Consider the following 16531-nt stretch of genomic DNA (forward strand, 5'->3'; position numbering starts at 1 on the left):
GTATTAAAAGTTTGCTTTTACTGAGAAACCTATAGAACGGGTAACCGGCATACCAAGAATATCTACCCCAACTCCACCCGGATTTACACCGGACACCTGCTCCGGATCGAATGGCGCTTTGTTGTATAGGAAGAATAAATTGGTGCCGATCAAGCTTAGCGTTGCATCTTTGAAATATTTACCATTTATACTAAATTGATAAGAAATAGAAGCCTGTCTTAATCTTACATTTGTTGCATTATACATATACGCTTCATTAATGCCTCCTGAACCTCCTACTACGTCATAATATGCTCTTGCATCTGTTTTTCCTGTGTACGCCGTTCCATTTGCATAGGCTGCATTTGCAATAGAAATGCCTCCATTGTCTCGGGCATCTGCAGAAACTTGGCTTACTCCTTTTTTGTCATTCAAAGCCTGTGTAATCCCTAGTACTTTCCCCCCGAATTTACCATCAATCAGAAAATTAATATTTACTTTCCCAATATTAAATGTGTTATTAAAACCTAACATAAATTTAGGATTTGGATTTCCTAAAAACGTTTGTCTGTCTGCAGCCAATTGCGGAACTCCGTCTGCAGTGACTACAATTCTTCCTTGCGCATCTCTCAAGAAAGCAGTTCCGTAAATATCTCCGAAAGAACCACCTACTTTAATTCCGTTGTAGCCACCACCAGTCAAGAAAAACGGTTTTACATCGCCACTTCCTGTATAGAAACCGATTGGGAATACTTCTTTTATTTTATTTTTATTTGCAGAGGCATTTACAGCAACCGTCCAACCAAATTTATTAGAATCCATTACTTTGTAAGACAAGCTGGATTCGAAACCAGTATTCTGAATTTTTCCTGCACTGATGTCAATTCCTGCCAGATTTGTACCATATATACTGCCTCCTGTACTTACATTTTTTAGATATTGATTAGATACATTTGAATTATAGTACGTAAAGTCGAAACTCAATCTATTATTGAACAACCTGAATTCTGTTCCTGCTTCAAATGTTTTGTTCATTTCCGGTTTTGGAAACAGATAGGCAAATTGTGGAAAGTTTACAATATCAACAGGTGCTGAGCTATAAGATCCTGTAATTACACCACCATTAAAAATAGGTTGTGGATTTGTAGATGTAGGATCTAAAGCATTCCCCACAGTTGCATATGATGCTCTTACTTTCCAAAAGTTAATAGCTTCAGGAAGCTTGAAAACATCGCTTAAAATAGAATTAAGACCTGCGGAATAATAATCAAAGTTATTTTTAGGGGCTTTTGATAATGTTGAAGACCAATCGACTCTGTACGTAAGATCTAAATACAATAATCTTTTGTATCCGAAATTGGCACTCGCAAAAACCGACTGATCTTGACGATGTGGGGTATCAATTTTGTAGCCATTCCCTTCCCCATTCCAAGCAAGGTTATTTAAAGTAAAAAGATTGGCAGTAAATAACCTGTTGTTTTCTATATTGGTAATTGTATATTTAAGATCAGAAATACTTGTTCCAACCGTAAAATCAAAACTTAAATTATCACTGATTTTTGGGCTCCCCGCCAAAATAAAGTCACTATAAGTTGTGGTTTTCTCAATGGTGTTTTTTGATAATTTTCCATTGATGCCACCCACAGTATTATTAGAAAACGCATAAATATCACGCTGTGTATCAGAATTATAATAATTATAATTTCCTCTTAATTTTGCAGTTAACCAGTTGTTTAAGGCATAACTTAAACTTGCAGATCCGTAGAAATTTTTATTTTTGGTCGTAACAGGGTTTTTGTTGAGAATCCAATAAGGGTTTTGGGTTTCACTATCCTCAAAACCACCATCCGGTCTGATTGCCCACCAGTTTTGTGCAGGTAAAAAACGGGTATTGTTAAAATAGGTATAGTTATCTCCATTGAATTGATCAAAATCGATTCCTCTTGGCAACCAATATAAATTACTAATTGGCGAGAAGTAAGAACCCGGTGTTAATCTATTTTTAGAATTCTGCAAAGAAGCCATTACGTTGGCATCCAAGGTCAATTTATCGTCAAGAAATTTACTGGAATTTCTATAGTTAATATTATATTGATCAAATGTAGAAGTTGGGATAACACCTGTATTATTAGTACTACCCAAAGAGAAAAAATTAGTTGTTTTTTCATTCCCTGCCTGGAAGCTCAAACTATTGATCCTTGTAATTCCTGTATCGAAAAAATTTTTCACATAGTCTTTAGAAGTTCCTTTTGCGCCCCAGCTATCATAAGTACCTGTAGCCCCGGTAACAGCATTATAAGGGGTTGATTGTAAATAACTGTTTTGTAATTTTGGTAAATTGTAAACACCATCGAAAGTAATGCTGGATGAAAAAGCAATACTGCTCCTTCCTGCAACTCCTTTTTTCGTCACAATCAAAACTGCACCATTACTCCCTTGTGATCCATACAAGGCCGCCGCAGAAGCCCCTTTCAAGAAGTTGATACTTTCTATATCTTCAGGATTTATTGTGCTTAAAATATCTCCAGTATCTGGCATACCTGAAAAATAATCTACGTTTGGACCACCTGTTCCTGTAATACCTGTATTGTTTACGATAGGAACTCCATCAATAACATACAAAGGCTGGCTATTTCTTGTGGATTTATCACCCCTCATGGTGATTCTTACGGAACCTCCAACACCTCCATTGGTCTTATTAATCTGTACATTGGAAACCTTTCCGTTAATAGAGTTTAAAAGATTGGGCGTTTTTACTTCTGTAAGTTCATCTCCTCCTATTTGCTGACTAGAATAAGTAAGGGAGCGAGCCTGCCTTTTAATGCCCAAAGAGGTCACCACCACCTCTTCAATTTTGGTTGTTTTAGCAGTATCTGCCTGTTTTGTTTCCTGAGCGTAGGCAGATAAAGAAATAGCTAATAAAACCGGTATAACAGTTTTTCTCATAAGGTTAGTTTTATTAAGATTTATTTGAGAATCAACTACATTACTCTAAATATTATTTACATTTTAAAATAAGATTTATCTTCATTTTTCTTCAACATTACATCAGATTTGCATCAAATAATTAAAGTTTTGTTAAGATTTAATTCATATTAGCAAATCTAAATTTTGTTGGCAGTCTGATATAATGCTATTTTATCATAAAACGATATTATTTTTTCACTTGTTTTCTAAATACTTAATTTACGTATTGATTTGCAGCGCACTAACTTAATTTTCGGCATATTATTTTTAATAGTCACATAATGCTTTTTCATCATTTTTTGATTAAAATATACATGCTGCCCCATTAAAAATCCGGATAAAGGCTATCCGGATATCATGATTAAAAGGTATTTGCTTAATATAAAAGGATTATTCTATTTTTTTAACTCCTTTAAAAAGTTCTTTAAATTCTGTTGGCGTTGTTTTTTTAATAGATTTAAAAACTTTGTTGAAATTGGCTATATTATTAAAACCAGCTTCAAAAGCAGTCTCAAAAACGGTGAGATTCTTTTCCATCAGCCATCTTGCAGCATAGCTGATCCTGATCTCATTCAGATAATTTACAAAAGTTTTACCTGTCCTTTTCTTGATAAACCTGTTGAACGTTACACTGCTCATATTGATAAGCGATGCAGCATCATGAAGTGTTATTTTACTTTCAAAGTTCTTATGGACAAAGTCATGAACAGTCTTCATTTTATCATTATCCGCAAAAGTTTCAAGCTCTATGCTGTAAGAGGATAAAAGGGTTTTATCTTCAGCAATAGCCAGTTCATTAAGAATCTTCATGATTTCGATAAAAGATTCAAAGCTGTTCATTTTGGATAAATTGAGGAAAGAATCCTTTAGCTTTTCAGCTGTTTCCGATGAAAATAAAATTCCCCGGATCGATTCCTTCATCAGATTACTGATGGGTTTCAGAATATTTTTGTCCATCATGGACTGATTAAAAAAGTCCTGATTAAACTGCACCGTAATCTCATGGGTCTTCCGGTTTTTACATTTGTAGTTGGCCCAGCAATGCGGCAGATTGGGGCCCACCAACACCAGTTCGATGTCGCCTATTTCCCCTGTGTGGTCACCGATCATCCGTCGGTATCCCTTTCCTTTGCTGATAAAATTGATTTCGATCTCCGGATGGTAATGATAAGGAAAGTCAAAAGAAGCCTTTATCCGGTCAAATACGAGAAAGCTGTCCTCCGGAGATAATGGAGTTATTTCTCTCAAAATATTTTCTAGCTTGCTCATTAATCTTTGAAAAAATTAAAGTTATTATTCAATACAGTATTTTTTACAAATTTGATAAAAAACCAATCAACTAATATATAATTTTTATTTTTTCTTTGCTTTTAGTGAAAAAAGTGGAATAAAAATAAAAGCAATATCTATTACAGTATAATAATATCAAAACTCCTTTTTGTATCTTTAGCTAAAGTAATCATATGCAACAGCAGCTTATTTTTGAAATTATTATAAAATAGCAAAAACACCTGTCGGGAAAAAAGTACAATATTTAAGGCTTTTTATCCATTGAATCCGGCTTACAACTACTCTATCTTTGTATCATCAAAACAACATATAACAAACAACAAAAAGCAACATTATGAGACGTAACGCAACAGCCGTTTGGAACGGCAACATCAAAGAAGGTAAAGGACATTTAACTACTCAAAGCACAACTTTAAACGAAACCCAATATTCTTTTAACAGCCGTTTTGCTGACGGAGTGGGAACAAATCCTGAAGAGTTACTGGCGGCAGCACATGCAGGATGCTTCACAATGAAACTGAGTGCTGAGCTTTCCCAGGCTGGTTTTACTCCTGAAGAATTAAAAACAACCTCTGTGATCACTCTTGATCCAAGCGTTGGAAAGATCACAAAATCTGAACTGACTTTAACAGCAAAAGTTCCGGGACTTTCAGAAGAAGAATTCCAGAAATATGCTAAAATAGCTGAGGAAGGATGCCCGGTAAGTGCAGCTTTCAATTTTGAAATTACTTTGAATGCTACTTTAGCTTAAAAGAAACTATTTAGAAATAAAAATGTGTGAAAATTCACACATTTTTATTTCATTATATGCGACTAGTTTTGTCGTATATAAAGTCCATATTTGCATAGTACAAGCATAATCCGATTAATAAAATTTTTAGCTTTAATTTGTTTTATTGTTAGGAACAAAAAAATGTATAAATTTGTGTCTTAAGCAGATAACTCTTATTAGTTTAATATGTCAACAGAGAAGATTTTTATATCACCTAGACTTGAAGGCCATCGTTTTGATGATCACACACTCCCTGTTAGCCTTTTAGAAGATTTTTCTGCTTTTGAAGAACTAGTCTTTGAACTCGCAAAGAAAATATATTTAGACCACAACCCACAAAGAAAAAGAGTTCCTAAGGGATTTACTGATAATGTTTATTTAAAACTTTCAAAAATTGAAGAAGGTAGTACAATTCCTCATATACTAATTGCAGTAGCAACTAGTATATCGAATCCTACTATTCCTGTTGCTAATGATGAGTATTTTAGTTATTTTGAAGAAGCAAGGGATAAAGTTTTTGAACTGGTTGAAAATGCTAATTCTGGAAAGTCCGCTGAAATAGATAGTAAATTTTTAAATTACTTTAGTCGTATTGGTAAAAATTTAGAAGATGGTGAATCAATAGATTTCTTAAATTCTTCCTCTTCAACTAGAAATGTTAAATTAAATAAAAACACAAGAAGAAAAATACTTTTATCTAGAGAAGAAAAGCTCGTATATTCTGAGATAATTCATGAAAATGTACTGATATCTCTAATTGATAAAAAAAATAAAGTCTTCCATGTTGAATTAAAAGATTCCACATTTGAACAGCCAATAATTGATGATTTTTATGATACTATTTATTTAGCTTTTCAGGAATATGAAAACAAAACATTAGTTTCTTTAAAAGCAACTGGTATTTTTAATGAGCAAAACAAGCTTGTACATATTGAAGACATTCAATCAATGGATGTTTTAGATGCTTATGATATTAATGTTAGATTGCAAAGCCTGTTTCAATTAGAAGATAAATGGTATGATGGAGTTCAAGGCAAAGCTATAGACAAAGAAAAAGCAAATATTTTCGAAAGTTTTTTTAAAAATTATTTTAATTCTAATCTACAACTTCCTGCAATATTTCCAACACTAACTGGAGATCTTGTTCTTGAATGGAAAAAGGATGATATTGAAATCTCTCTAGATGTTAACTTGGATAATTTAAATGCCGAATTGTTTTATTTCGATATGGATAGTGATGACAATGATTTTCAAGAAAAAATTAATTTAAATCTCAGTTCAGACTGGGGGAAAATTAACAATCTTATTTCAAAAAGCATTATCTAATGAACGAAGAAACGTTATTACACAGACAAATACATCCTACTTGGGTTCAGAATGACACTATATCTTCTCAAGCTTTTCTAGCAGAGAACAACATTGCATCATTAGCATTTATTCCGTCTGAGAAAGATGACAAAAAATTATCTGTATATAATGGTCAAAAGTTTTCTCCTAAAGAATCATATATTCATTTTACAACTGATTATAAATCAGCTGGCGTATTGTCTGTAACAATTAGTGAAGTAAATTCGATAGGTGATTTAAATGTAGTAGAAGACAATAACCCTTTTGATGGCCACTCTGTTATAGATTACAATAATATTGAAAACCTAACGCAAATAAAAAAGAAGGCAAAAAAAATAAAAAATTTAGCCGTCCAAAGGGGATGGACTCATAAAGAAGACTAAATTATGTAATAAATCTGAGCATATTCAACAGTTCAGATTTAATTTTAAAATAAAATATACCAATCGGTATATTTTTGTATATTTGCATAGAAATTAAACACTTAAATGTCAAAAGCAGAAAAGACCAAACAGTTTATCATAGAGAGAACCGCTTCTTTGTTCAATACCAAGGGCTATATGGCCACATCTTTATCCGATATCACAGAAGCTACCGGCCTTACCAAAGGAAGCATCTACGGAAACTTTGATAATAAAGACCAGGTTGCTCTTGAAGTGTACAAATACAACTCCAGTCTTCTGTCCAAAAGTATGGCCAGATCTTTAGGAGATGAATTTTCGACTGCGATTGATAAATTAAATGCTTTTGTTAATTTTTACCGGAAAAACTGGGAAGCCGTCTTTGAAAACGGAGGCTGCCCTTTAATGAATGCCGCGACCGAAGCCGATGATACCTTTCCAAGCCTGAAGAAACAGGTTACCCAATCCTTTGAAGGCTGGATCAAAAAGATAACAGCCGTCATTGTTCAGGGGCAGAAAACCGGGGAAATACATGCGGATGTAGATGCTGATGAATACGGATCACTCTTCATTATGCTCGTTGAGGGCGGAATCCTTCTGGCTAAAACAACAGAAGAAGAAAAATACTTACATCTGGCTCTAGACAGAATATTATTCATGATCGATAAAGAGCTAAAAATACTTCCATCATAAAACTTTTCAATATGGAAACAAAAAAAGTGGCCATTGTAGGATACAGCAGAATTCCTTTTGCCAGAATTAATACAGCCTATGCAGACCTGGATAATCAGGAACTTCTTGAAGCAAGTCTCAACGGACTGATCAACAAGTACCGTTTACAGGGAAAACTTCTTGGTGAAGTAGCCGGCGGAGCTGTAATCAAACATATTTCTGAGAGTAACCTCATCAGAGAAACGGTGATGAATACCGCCCTTGATCCTGCCACTCCCGCATGCGATCTCCAGCAGGCCTGTGATACCGGAATTGAAGCAGCAGTTTATATTGGAAATAAGATTGCATTAGGGCAAATCGAAAGCGGTATTGCCTGTGGCGTTGAAGCAATGAGTAATATTCCGTTTGAATCTGCTCCAAGATTGAGAAAAGCCCTATTAAAAGCCAATAAAGAAAAATCAGTCTTCGGAAAGCTTAAACAGCTGTTAACCCCAAAACTGAAAGACTGGATGCCTGTTCCCTACAAAGGACAGGAGCCTAAAACCGGTCTGGTGATGGGCGGACATACGGAAATTACAGCAAAATATTATCAGATTTCCCGTGAAGAGCAGGATGAATTGGCATTCAAAAGTCACCAGAATATGGCCAAAGCTTATGATGAAGGTTTTTTTGATGATGTAATTATTCCCGCATTTGGATTAGATAAAGACAATAATCTCCGCAGGGATACCAGCCTTGAAAAACTATCCCAGCTGAAGCCTGCTTTTGATAAAGAGAACGGAACTTTGACGGCTGGAAATTCAACCCCTTTTACAGACGGAGCTTCTGCGGTACTTCTGGCCAGTGAAGAATGGGCGAATGCCAATGGACTTCCTGTTTTAGCCTATATCACTTTTTCAGAAGTCGCAGGGATTGAGTATGTAGAAAACAAACAAAATCTGCTTCTTGCCCCTGTTTTTGCAGCCGACAGAATGCTAAAAAAAGCAGGAATGCGCCTGGAAGATTTCGATTATTATGAAATTCATGAAGCTTTTGCCGCACAGGTCCTTGCCACTATTAAGATTTGGGAAAATGATGATCTGGCTAAAAAATTCGGACTGGAAAAAGCACTGGGAAAAATTGACAGGAATAAGCTGAATGTAAAAGGCGGAAGTCTTGCGGCAGCTCATCCTTTTGCAGCTACAGGAGGAAGAATTATCGGTACCTTAGCAAAACTGCTCCATGAAAAAGGAAGCGGAAAAGGCTTTATCTCTATTTGTGCCGCACGAGGACAGGGTGTAACTATGATTTTAGAAAAGTAAGATAAAAAATATGGACAGATTAGCACAACTGCAGCAATTCATCGGAAAGGAATTTGACCAGTCACCATCACCGTTTATGAAATGGCTCAACCCTATTATCATTGCTGCGGAAGAAGGACATCTTGAATTCCGGTATACAGTAAGACCGGAATGGCTGAATCCGATCGGAAATCTTCATGGCGGTGTAACGGCAGCCATCATTGACGACATTATTGGAGCTACTATGTTCTCGCTGAATGAAAATTCTTTTGTAACAACCATCAATAATGTGATTGATTATTTTTCAACTGCAAAAGAAAATGATAATATTGTAGCCGAAACGAAAATTATAAAAAGAGGGCGGCAGTTTGTCAATGCGCAATGCGAAATATGGAACGCAGACAAAACAAGGCTGATTGCCAGGGGAACCTCTAATCTATTCAAAATTAATAACTAGATATGAAAAGAGTTGTCATTACAGGACTGGGCGCGGTGACGCCTTTGGGGAACAATGTCGAAGATTTTTGGCAAAACAGTATTAACGGTGTCAGTGGTGCGGGTTTAATTACCCATTTTGATTCAGAGAAATTTAAAGTACACTTTGCCTGTGAAGTGAAGAATTTTGACCCGAAAGTTCATCTAACCCACAATGAAATAAAAAGAAGCGACTTATTTTCACAATATGCAATGTATGCTTCCACGGAGGCGGTCCAGGATTCGGGCCTTGAACTGGAAAAAATGGACCCGTTCGATACGGGCGTGATTTGGGGAACCGGACAGGGCGGTATGGTGACATTTGAAACTGAGGTTATGAATTTTGCAGACGGAGACGGAACACCAAAGTTTAATCCTTTCTTTGTTCCTAAATTTATTGCCAATATGGCTTCAGGGATGATTTCTATGAAATTTGGACTGAAGGGGATCAATTACACCACTATTTCAGCCTGTGCCACAGGAAATACAGCGCTGATGGATGCGTTCAACTATATCCGTCTCGGAAAAGCAAAAGTGATCATCAGTGGTGGTTCTGAAGCTGCAATCACACCTGCTTCAATAGGTGGTTTCTCAGTTATGAAAGCAATGTCTACAAGAAATGATGATTTCGCGACAGCAAGCCGTCCTTATGATGCAGAAAGAGACGGTTTTGTCATGGGTGAAGGAGCCGGTGCTTTGATTCTTGAAGAATATGAGCACGCCAAAGCAAGAGGCGCTAAAATTTATGCTGAACTGGCTGGTGCCGCTATGACGGCTGATGCCTATCACATGACAGCACCTCATCCGGAGGGAATCAGTGCGATTAAAGCCATGCAGCTGGCCATGAAAGAAGCAGGGGCCAATATTGAAGATCTTGATTATCTTAATCCTCATGCTACTTCCACTCCGCTTGGAGATCTGGTAGAACTGAAAGCAATCAGTAAATTATTCGGAGGAAATAAAAAACTTGACATCAGTGCCACGAAATCCATGACAGGCCATTTATTAGGCGCTGCCGGCGCTGCAGAAGCGATTCTTTCCATCAAGGCCGTGGAAAAAGGAATTATCCCTCCTACGATCAATCTTCATCAAATTGATGAAAGTATTCCAAAAGATATCAATATTATTTTTGGAGAAGCTAAAGAAAAGGACATTAATTTCGCTTTAAGCAATGCCTTCGGGTTTGGAGGACATAATGCCACTTTGGTTTTTAAAAAATTCAAATAAACCTATAAAAAAGCAGTCTAATCAGACTGCTTTTTATTTTATCAATTAATTTTAAAAAATTTAAACTCTTTCTCTACTTCGCATCAGGAATAAAAGAGTTTTCTGTATGATCAGCAATCGGGATATAAAGCCTTTCCCATTTTTCACTTCCTATCATATCCCAACTGTGACCTTCTCCTTTTGTATCTTCAGCCAAAAGAATAATTCCGGGCTCAATAAGAAATGTAGAACCATTGCTTACTTTGAACCTGATCTTTCCTTTTAATGTTACCACATACTGCCTTCTTGGAGCCGGATGAGTCACCTTTTCCCATTCTTCAACGGTAGTGCTTATCCAAAAAGTATTGATATTCACCGGCTTTAAAGTCGGAATCTTCCCTTTTTCGAAAGTACTTGTTCCATCGGGATTATTCATCAGCCTGACAGCAGAAATAAATTCTGAAGTATCTTCCATTCTCAGATCGTTATGATTTTAACCATTCTGATGAGGAAAGGTAATTCTGATCCGGATAATAGATGAAAAGACAGTTTCTACCTTTTATGGTATTAATGATCGGCTGCGTTAATGATCTCGGTACTGCCGGGCATCCCCAGCTTCTTCCGATTCTTTTGTGCATGGACGCAAACTCATCGCTTACATAATCTGCTCCGTGCATCACGATAGCTCTTCTATAGGCGGCATCATTAAAACCTTTATCCATTCCAAGCAATTTCAAAGAATACCCATTGTCTCCCTGGTAAGTGGCATCCGTGATATAAAATCCTAAGCTGGTCTGCAGCGAACTTTCCGTATTAGAAAAATTCGTCGCAAATTCTTCGCCTGTATTTTTTCCGTGTGCTACCAGTGAATTGAAGAGTACTTTTTTCTCATTAGTATCAATTACCCAAAGTCTTTTTGTATTCGAAGACATAGAAAAATCGCAGATAGTCAATAAATGCGAATCCTGGTTAAGCAATCCTGCTTTTTTTAAATTTTCAAATCCTGTTAATGCTTTTGCGAAAACTTCGTAATTAAGTTCATGTTCAGGATCAAATGGAATTGATTTGTACAATTCTTCTGATGAAGATGCTCTACCGGCGGTCTTCTCAGATTTCGTGTCTGCTGCTTTTTCAATTTTTGCTGTATTGACATTCTCACTCTTTACTGCCTTCCCCGGCGAAAGATAGAATGAAGTCGTGACCATATAAATCAGGCCTAATACACTATAAATTCCTTTCATTCAATAATATTAAATTCCAAATTAGTGTGGCAAAATTATAAAAACATAATTACCAGACACTTATAAGTCCACAAAGTTTAACTGAATTTAAGAAACTTTAACGTCCTGATTTTGTGAATTAAAGCTTTATATTTTTCTCAATCTGCAACAAATTCCAGGCTTATGGAATTCATGCAATAGCGTAGTCCCGTAGGTTTCGGACCATCGTCGAAAACGTGTCCAAGATGAGAGTCACAGCGTTTGCAAAGCACTTCCACCCTTTCCATTCCATAGGCCGTGTCTCTTGTATAATAAACGCCTTCTTTATCTGCTTCAAAAAAGCTCGGCCATCCGCAGCTGCTCGCAAATTTTGAGGTGGAACGGAAGAGATGATTACCGCAGACTGCACAGTAATAATCTCCAATCTCATCGAATTCATTATACTTTCCGGTAAACGCTCTTTCTGTAGCCGCCTCTCTGGCAATGGCATATAAATCCGGAGCAAGGATCTTTTTCCACTCATCATTAGAAATATCAAGCTTTGAAGTATCAGTTCTGGAATAGTATGGATTGTTTTTTGCTTCTTTATTTTCCATAGGAAGTGTTGTAATAGATTTAGGTTTCTGCGGACACGCCTGCAAAAAGGTTAATAATATAATAAAAACTAAAAATTTCATTGTAAATTTTAGTCCTGAATTTCATCCCGTTTAGGATGATGGTTTCATTACCAAATTTAGTAAATTTGAGAATATGAATGACGAAGCGAAAAGAAAACAGCTGAGAAAATATAAAATGTTTGCCACCGGATTATTTGTCCTGATGGCCGCTATTTTTATTGCCACCACTCTACTTCAGAAGTCGAATCCATCTCATTGGCTTGGCTACGTGAGGGCCTTTTCCGAAGCAGCAATGGTGGGAGCTTTAGCAGACTGGTTCGCCGTGACCGCTCTTTTCAGGCACCCGCTTGGACTTCCCATTCCGCATACGAACCTTATTGAAAACAGTAAACAGAGACTGGGTGATAATCTTGGCAGCTTTGTGGTGAGCAATTTCCTTTCCCCTCAAAATATACGTCCTTACATCCAGAAGCTTAAAATTTCTAATTTTGTCGGGGAATGGCTTGGAAAAGAAAAAAGCCAGGAAATCCTGATCAGGAATCTTTCGGATATTGTTCTGGATATTCTCAATAAACTTGATGATACTTCTGTGAGCCAGTTTATCAGCAAAAAAGTGACTGAAATGACGGATGATATCAAGCTCAATAAAGTAGTGGGAAACGGTATCAGCTATATTCTGGAAAAAAATGATCACCAGAGAATTGTTACCAATCTTTCCAAACAAATCAAAGAATATATCATAGAAAATGATGAAATGATCAAAGACCGGGTACAGAAAGGGAGCTATTCATTCATTCCTTCTTTTGTTGACAATAAAATTGCAGATAAAATTGCCAGTGGGCTTTCAGATTTTTTCAGGGAAATAGAAGAAGATCCCGGCCATGAAATCCGGAATCTGATCACACAAAAGATTCAGGATTTTTCTACTGACCTTAAGGAAGATCCGAAATGGGATGATGAATTTAAAACCATCAAAAATGGCCTTTTGAAAAATGATAAACTGGATGAATATTCCAGCGATATCTGGGTTTCCATTAAGAAAACTTTGATGAAGGAATTACAGGATGAGCAATCTTCTTTAAAAAATTACCTCACAAAAAACCTGAATGAATTTTCTGAAAATTTAAAAACGGATGAAAATCTTCAGAATAAGATCGATCATTGGGTAAGGGTGACGGCCTATAAATATATTCTTAAAAATACCCATCAGTTTGGGAGTCTCATCAGTTCTACCGTAGGAAATTGGCAGGGCAAAGAATTAAGCGAAAAAATGGAACTGGAAGTAGGAAAAGACCTGCAGTTTATCAGGGTAAACGGAACACTCGTTGGTGGACTGGTTGGACTGATCATCTATACCATTGCCAATTTCTTCCTCTAAAAAACGATCAAACCACCATGAAAAAACTATTAATCACCTTGCTTATTCCTCTTTCTGCCCTCTGTTTCTGTCAGAAAATTGAATTAAAAGCAATAACGGATTCTTCTCAGATCTTCAAAGGGGAAATCGCAGGAATGCCTGTCACGATGCAGCTTTATTTTGCCGGAATTGCTGACTGCAACCTCAATCAGTATTTTGTTGACGGCTGGTATTATTACGATAAATATCAGAAAAAAATACCCCTGATCGGTATTTATGATTACGGGAAACTTTCTTTATATAATTTTGGAAACAGGCAAAAGCAAAATTCAAAAGTATTTAAAGATCAGATCACTTCACCTCAAAAAGTGGAAAAAACCGCTGAAATTGCAGAAACTCTATCCCCGAAAGAGCGTATTGTATTTGAACAGGATGGTCCTAAGGAAAATTCAATCTCAGGAAACTTTTATTTGAATAAAAAAGCTCAACCTGCCAAGTTATTTACCGGCAATGATATGATTTACCGTTATAATAATTACCTGATACTACCCAACAATAAAAAGATCAATACGTTTGATTTTATTAATAAACATGGTGGGAACCAACTGATTTCTTTTGCTTCCGGAGAAAGTGGAAACCGGGTTTTACTGTATTTTGAACATTCTTCCAACTTCAATGCCTGCGGAAGATGCGGAGCCAGTGAAGGCGAAAAAGGATACAGGATTCTGTACTTTACCAAAGACTGGAATTATAAAAACTATGAAGAATTCCTTACTGAAAGCTGCCTGGAAAACATCTACGACACCCTGGAAACAAAATCCAAAGACCGGAAAATCTTAAAATATAAAATCAATAAATCTTCATCTTCTCCAGCCCATACCCTTACAGTTGACGTTAAAAATGCAACTGTTGTTAAATCAAAATAAAAAAGAGAACATTACGTTCTCTTTCTTTTTATCTTGGAAGCCTGCCGGCTCTTTTTAACAATTCTTTATTGATCTCATTGATCAGTTCCGGACCTTCATAAATAAATCCTGTATAAAGCTGTATCAGGCTTGCTCCGGCGTCCAGTTTCTCCATAGCATCTTTTGCACTATGGATGCCTCCTACTCCAATGATTGGGAACGCTCTGTTGCTTTTATCAGAAAGATATTTGATCATTTTTGTACTTCTTTCACGGATAGGCTTTCCGCTCAATCCGCCATTTCCAATTTGTTCCAAAACTTCAGGAGGAGTTTTCAGACCTTCCCGGTTGACAGAGGTGTTGGAAACAATTACACCGTCAATTTTTGTCTCTGCGATCAGGTCGACGATTTCATCTAACTGATTATGATTAAGATCGGGCGCAATTTTCAGTAATATGGGTTTCTGTACAGATTTTGACTGATTGATTTTCTTTACTTCTGTAATCAGCTCACGCAGATAGTCTACATCTTCCAGCTTGGCATGGCTTCCCACATTCGGGCAGCTGACGTTCAGTACAAAATAATCTACATGAGGATGCAGGCCTTCAAAACAGTCCAGATAATCCTGAGTATAGTTTTCCGGGCTTGTATCGGTGTTTTTTCCGATGTTCCCTCCGATGATTATTTTTCCTTTATTTCCTTTGAGTTTTTCTATAGCAGCGTGAAGACCATCGTTATTAAACCCCATTCTGTTGATAATACCGCCATCTTCAATTAAGCGGAACAATCTTTTCTTCGGATTTCCTGCCTGGGCTTTTGGTGTTACGGTTCCGATTTCTACAAATCCGAAACCCAGATCTCCCAACTCATTGAACAAGACTGCATTTTTATCAAAACCGGCAGCCAATCCTACAGGGTTTTTAAATTTCAATCCGAAAACTTCTCTTTCCAGACGCTTGTCTTCAATAGGTTTGGGTAAAAATAATTTGGTAAGAAATCCAAAATTTTTAAGCATTGAAAATGTAAAATGATGAACTTCCTCGGGATCAAATTTGAAGAGAATGGGTCTGATGATACTTTTGTACATTGAAAAAAAGTTTTACAAAAATACTCATTTTAAAATAAATGAAATCTTGATGTAAGATAGTTTAAATACAAATTTCACTATTGTTTTTCACGAATAGCACAAACTGCTAATCTGTGAATGTTTTTCACGCAAAGATTTTTATTTAACCGAGTGTGGGGTTAAGAAACCCTGACAAGGATATTTCTTAGACCTTGTACTTAAATTAAGAATACGAACTCAAATCGAAATTCAAAATATCCCCTATTCTTTTGAACTCATCATCTATAGTAGCATTTACCGTAATTCTTTCATTAGAAATTGGGTGACTAAAAACTAATTGATGGGCATGAAGTGTCATTTTGTTAATGCCAAATGTTTGAAGCCACAATTTATTTTGTTTATTGCATCCGTGTTTACGGCAGCCTAAAATAGGATGCAGAATATGTTTAAAATGCTTTCTCAACTGATGAAATCTACCCGTTTCCGGAATGGCTTCTACCAAACAGTATCTTGAAGTCTGATGTTTTAAAAATGGTAAGTCTATTTCTGATGTCTGCAAACGTTGATAATAGGTAATGGCATTCTGCTTTATTTCATTTTCATTAATTAAATCATAATCAATCGTTTCTTCTTCTTTTGTCCAACCACGAAGAATTGCCAGATATTTCTTCTCCACTTCGCGTGAGGCAAACTGTTCGCTCATCATTCTAAGCGTTTCTTTATCCAAAGTGAACAACAAGACCCCTGAGGTTTTTCGGTCTAACCGATGTACAGGAAACACTTTTTGCCCGATCTGGTTTCTCAATTCCTGAATAGCATAGGTATCGGCCTCCCCGGAATAAAAAGATTTATGCACCAGCAATCCACTGGGTTTATTGATGGCAATGAGATGCTCGTCGCGATAAAGAATTTCTAACATGGAGCAAAAGTAGAAATTTTATACTGATTTAGCCCTGATTGAACGGCATGTTTGAGCCC

16 protein-coding genes are annotated in these 16531 nt (G+C 36.4%); 9 read left to right on the plus strand and 7 right to left on the minus strand.

The genetic code is table 11. The features are described from left to right. Positions 1 to 3: 3 nt before the first annotated feature. Positions 4 to 2925 (minus strand): SusC/RagA family TonB-linked outer membrane protein, encoded by a 2922-nt coding sequence (locus J4Q03_RS09115; protein WP_426047880.1) that lies wholly within the window; start codon positions 2923 to 2925, stop codon positions 4 to 6. 411 nt (positions 2926 to 3336) lie between these two features. Continuing rightward, on the minus strand, positions 3337 to 4215 hold the full coding sequence (locus J4Q03_RS09120; RefSeq protein ID WP_426047881.1) for an AraC family transcriptional regulator: 879 nt from the start codon (positions 4213 to 4215) through the stop codon (positions 3337 to 3339). 355 nt (positions 4216 to 4570) lie between these two features. Here J4Q03_RS09120 and J4Q03_RS09125 point away from each other — a divergent pair, with 355 nt between their 5' ends. The 7 genes from J4Q03_RS09125 to fabF all read left to right on the plus strand — a co-directional run bounded on the left by J4Q03_RS09125 (position 4571) and on the right by fabF (position 10409). Further along, positions 4571 to 4987 (plus strand): OsmC family protein, encoded by a 417-nt coding sequence (locus tag J4Q03_RS09125; protein WP_426047882.1) that lies wholly within the window; start codon positions 4571 to 4573, stop codon positions 4985 to 4987. A 207-nt stretch (positions 4988 to 5194) separates the two neighbouring features. Next, a complete protein-coding gene (locus J4Q03_RS09130) occupies positions 5195 to 6334 on the plus strand; it encodes a hypothetical protein (protein ID WP_426047883.1) in 1140 nt (379 codons plus the stop codon). Further along, the gene (locus J4Q03_RS09135) at positions 6334 to 6738 is read left to right on the plus strand and encodes a hypothetical protein (protein ID WP_426047884.1); all 405 of its coding nucleotides are present in this window, start codon (positions 6334 to 6336) and stop codon (positions 6736 to 6738) included. The genes J4Q03_RS09130 and J4Q03_RS09135 overlap by 1 nt, the downstream gene beginning before the upstream one ends. Before the next feature lie 105 nt (positions 6739 to 6843). Then, complete coding sequence (locus tag J4Q03_RS09140; protein WP_426047885.1) at positions 6844 to 7449, plus strand: TetR/AcrR family transcriptional regulator; 606 nt, start codon at positions 6844 to 6846, stop codon at positions 7447 to 7449. A gap of 11 nt (positions 7450 to 7460) precedes the next feature. After that, positions 7461 to 8729, plus strand: coding sequence for an acetyl-CoA C-acetyltransferase (locus J4Q03_RS09145; protein WP_426047886.1), 1269 nt, complete (start codon positions 7461 to 7463; stop codon positions 8727 to 8729). A gap of 10 nt (positions 8730 to 8739) precedes the next feature. After that, a complete protein-coding gene (locus J4Q03_RS09150) occupies positions 8740 to 9165 on the plus strand; it encodes a PaaI family thioesterase (protein ID WP_426047887.1) in 426 nt (141 codons plus the stop codon). 2 nt (positions 9166 to 9167) lie between these two features. After that, a complete protein-coding gene (gene fabF / locus J4Q03_RS09155) occupies positions 9168 to 10409 on the plus strand; it encodes a beta-ketoacyl-ACP synthase II (protein ID WP_426047888.1) in 1242 nt (413 codons plus the stop codon). 73 nt (positions 10410 to 10482) lie between these two features. Here fabF and J4Q03_RS09160 read toward each other — a convergent pair whose 3' ends face one another. From J4Q03_RS09160 to msrB, 3 genes are all read right to left on the minus strand, one after another. Next, a complete protein-coding gene (locus J4Q03_RS09160) occupies positions 10483 to 10863 on the minus strand; it encodes a hypothetical protein (protein ID WP_426047889.1) in 381 nt (126 codons plus the stop codon). 10 nt (positions 10864 to 10873) lie between these two features. Beyond that, positions 10874 to 11629 (minus strand): murein L,D-transpeptidase catalytic domain family protein, encoded by a 756-nt coding sequence (locus tag J4Q03_RS09165; protein WP_426047890.1) that lies wholly within the window; start codon positions 11627 to 11629, stop codon positions 10874 to 10876. A 137-nt stretch (positions 11630 to 11766) separates the two neighbouring features. Then, entirely contained in the window at positions 11767 to 12285 is a 519-nt protein-coding gene (msrB, locus tag J4Q03_RS09170) for a peptide-methionine (R)-S-oxide reductase MsrB (protein WP_426047891.1), read from the minus strand. 73 nt (positions 12286 to 12358) lie between these two features. On the opposite strand from msrB, the gene J4Q03_RS09175 reads away from it, so the two are divergent. Beyond that, positions 12359 to 13603 carry a DUF445 domain-containing protein gene (locus J4Q03_RS09175; RefSeq protein ID WP_426047892.1) on the plus strand — a complete coding sequence of 415 codons (1245 nt, stop codon included), beginning with the start codon at positions 12359 to 12361 and terminating at the stop codon, positions 13601 to 13603. A 17-nt stretch (positions 13604 to 13620) separates the two neighbouring features. Continuing rightward, the gene (locus J4Q03_RS09180; RefSeq protein WP_426047893.1) at positions 13621 to 14508 is read left to right on the plus strand and encodes a hypothetical protein; all 888 of its coding nucleotides are present in this window, start codon (positions 13621 to 13623) and stop codon (positions 14506 to 14508) included. A 28-nt stretch (positions 14509 to 14536) separates the two neighbouring features. On the opposite strand, the gene J4Q03_RS09185 is transcribed toward J4Q03_RS09180, so the two are convergent. Next, complete coding sequence (locus J4Q03_RS09185; RefSeq protein ID WP_426047894.1) at positions 14537 to 15574, minus strand: quinone-dependent dihydroorotate dehydrogenase; 1038 nt, start codon at positions 15572 to 15574, stop codon at positions 14537 to 14539. A 202-nt stretch (positions 15575 to 15776) separates the two neighbouring features. Further along, the gene (locus tag J4Q03_RS09190; RefSeq protein ID WP_426047895.1) at positions 15777 to 16472 is read right to left on the minus strand and encodes a pseudouridine synthase; all 696 of its coding nucleotides are present in this window, start codon (positions 16470 to 16472) and stop codon (positions 15777 to 15779) included. Positions 16473 to 16531 lie beyond the last annotated feature (59 nt).

Source organism: Chryseobacterium sp. NFX27, assembly GCF_049887855.1.
Taxonomy (GTDB): domain Bacteria; phylum Bacteroidota; class Bacteroidia; order Flavobacteriales; family Weeksellaceae; genus Chryseobacterium.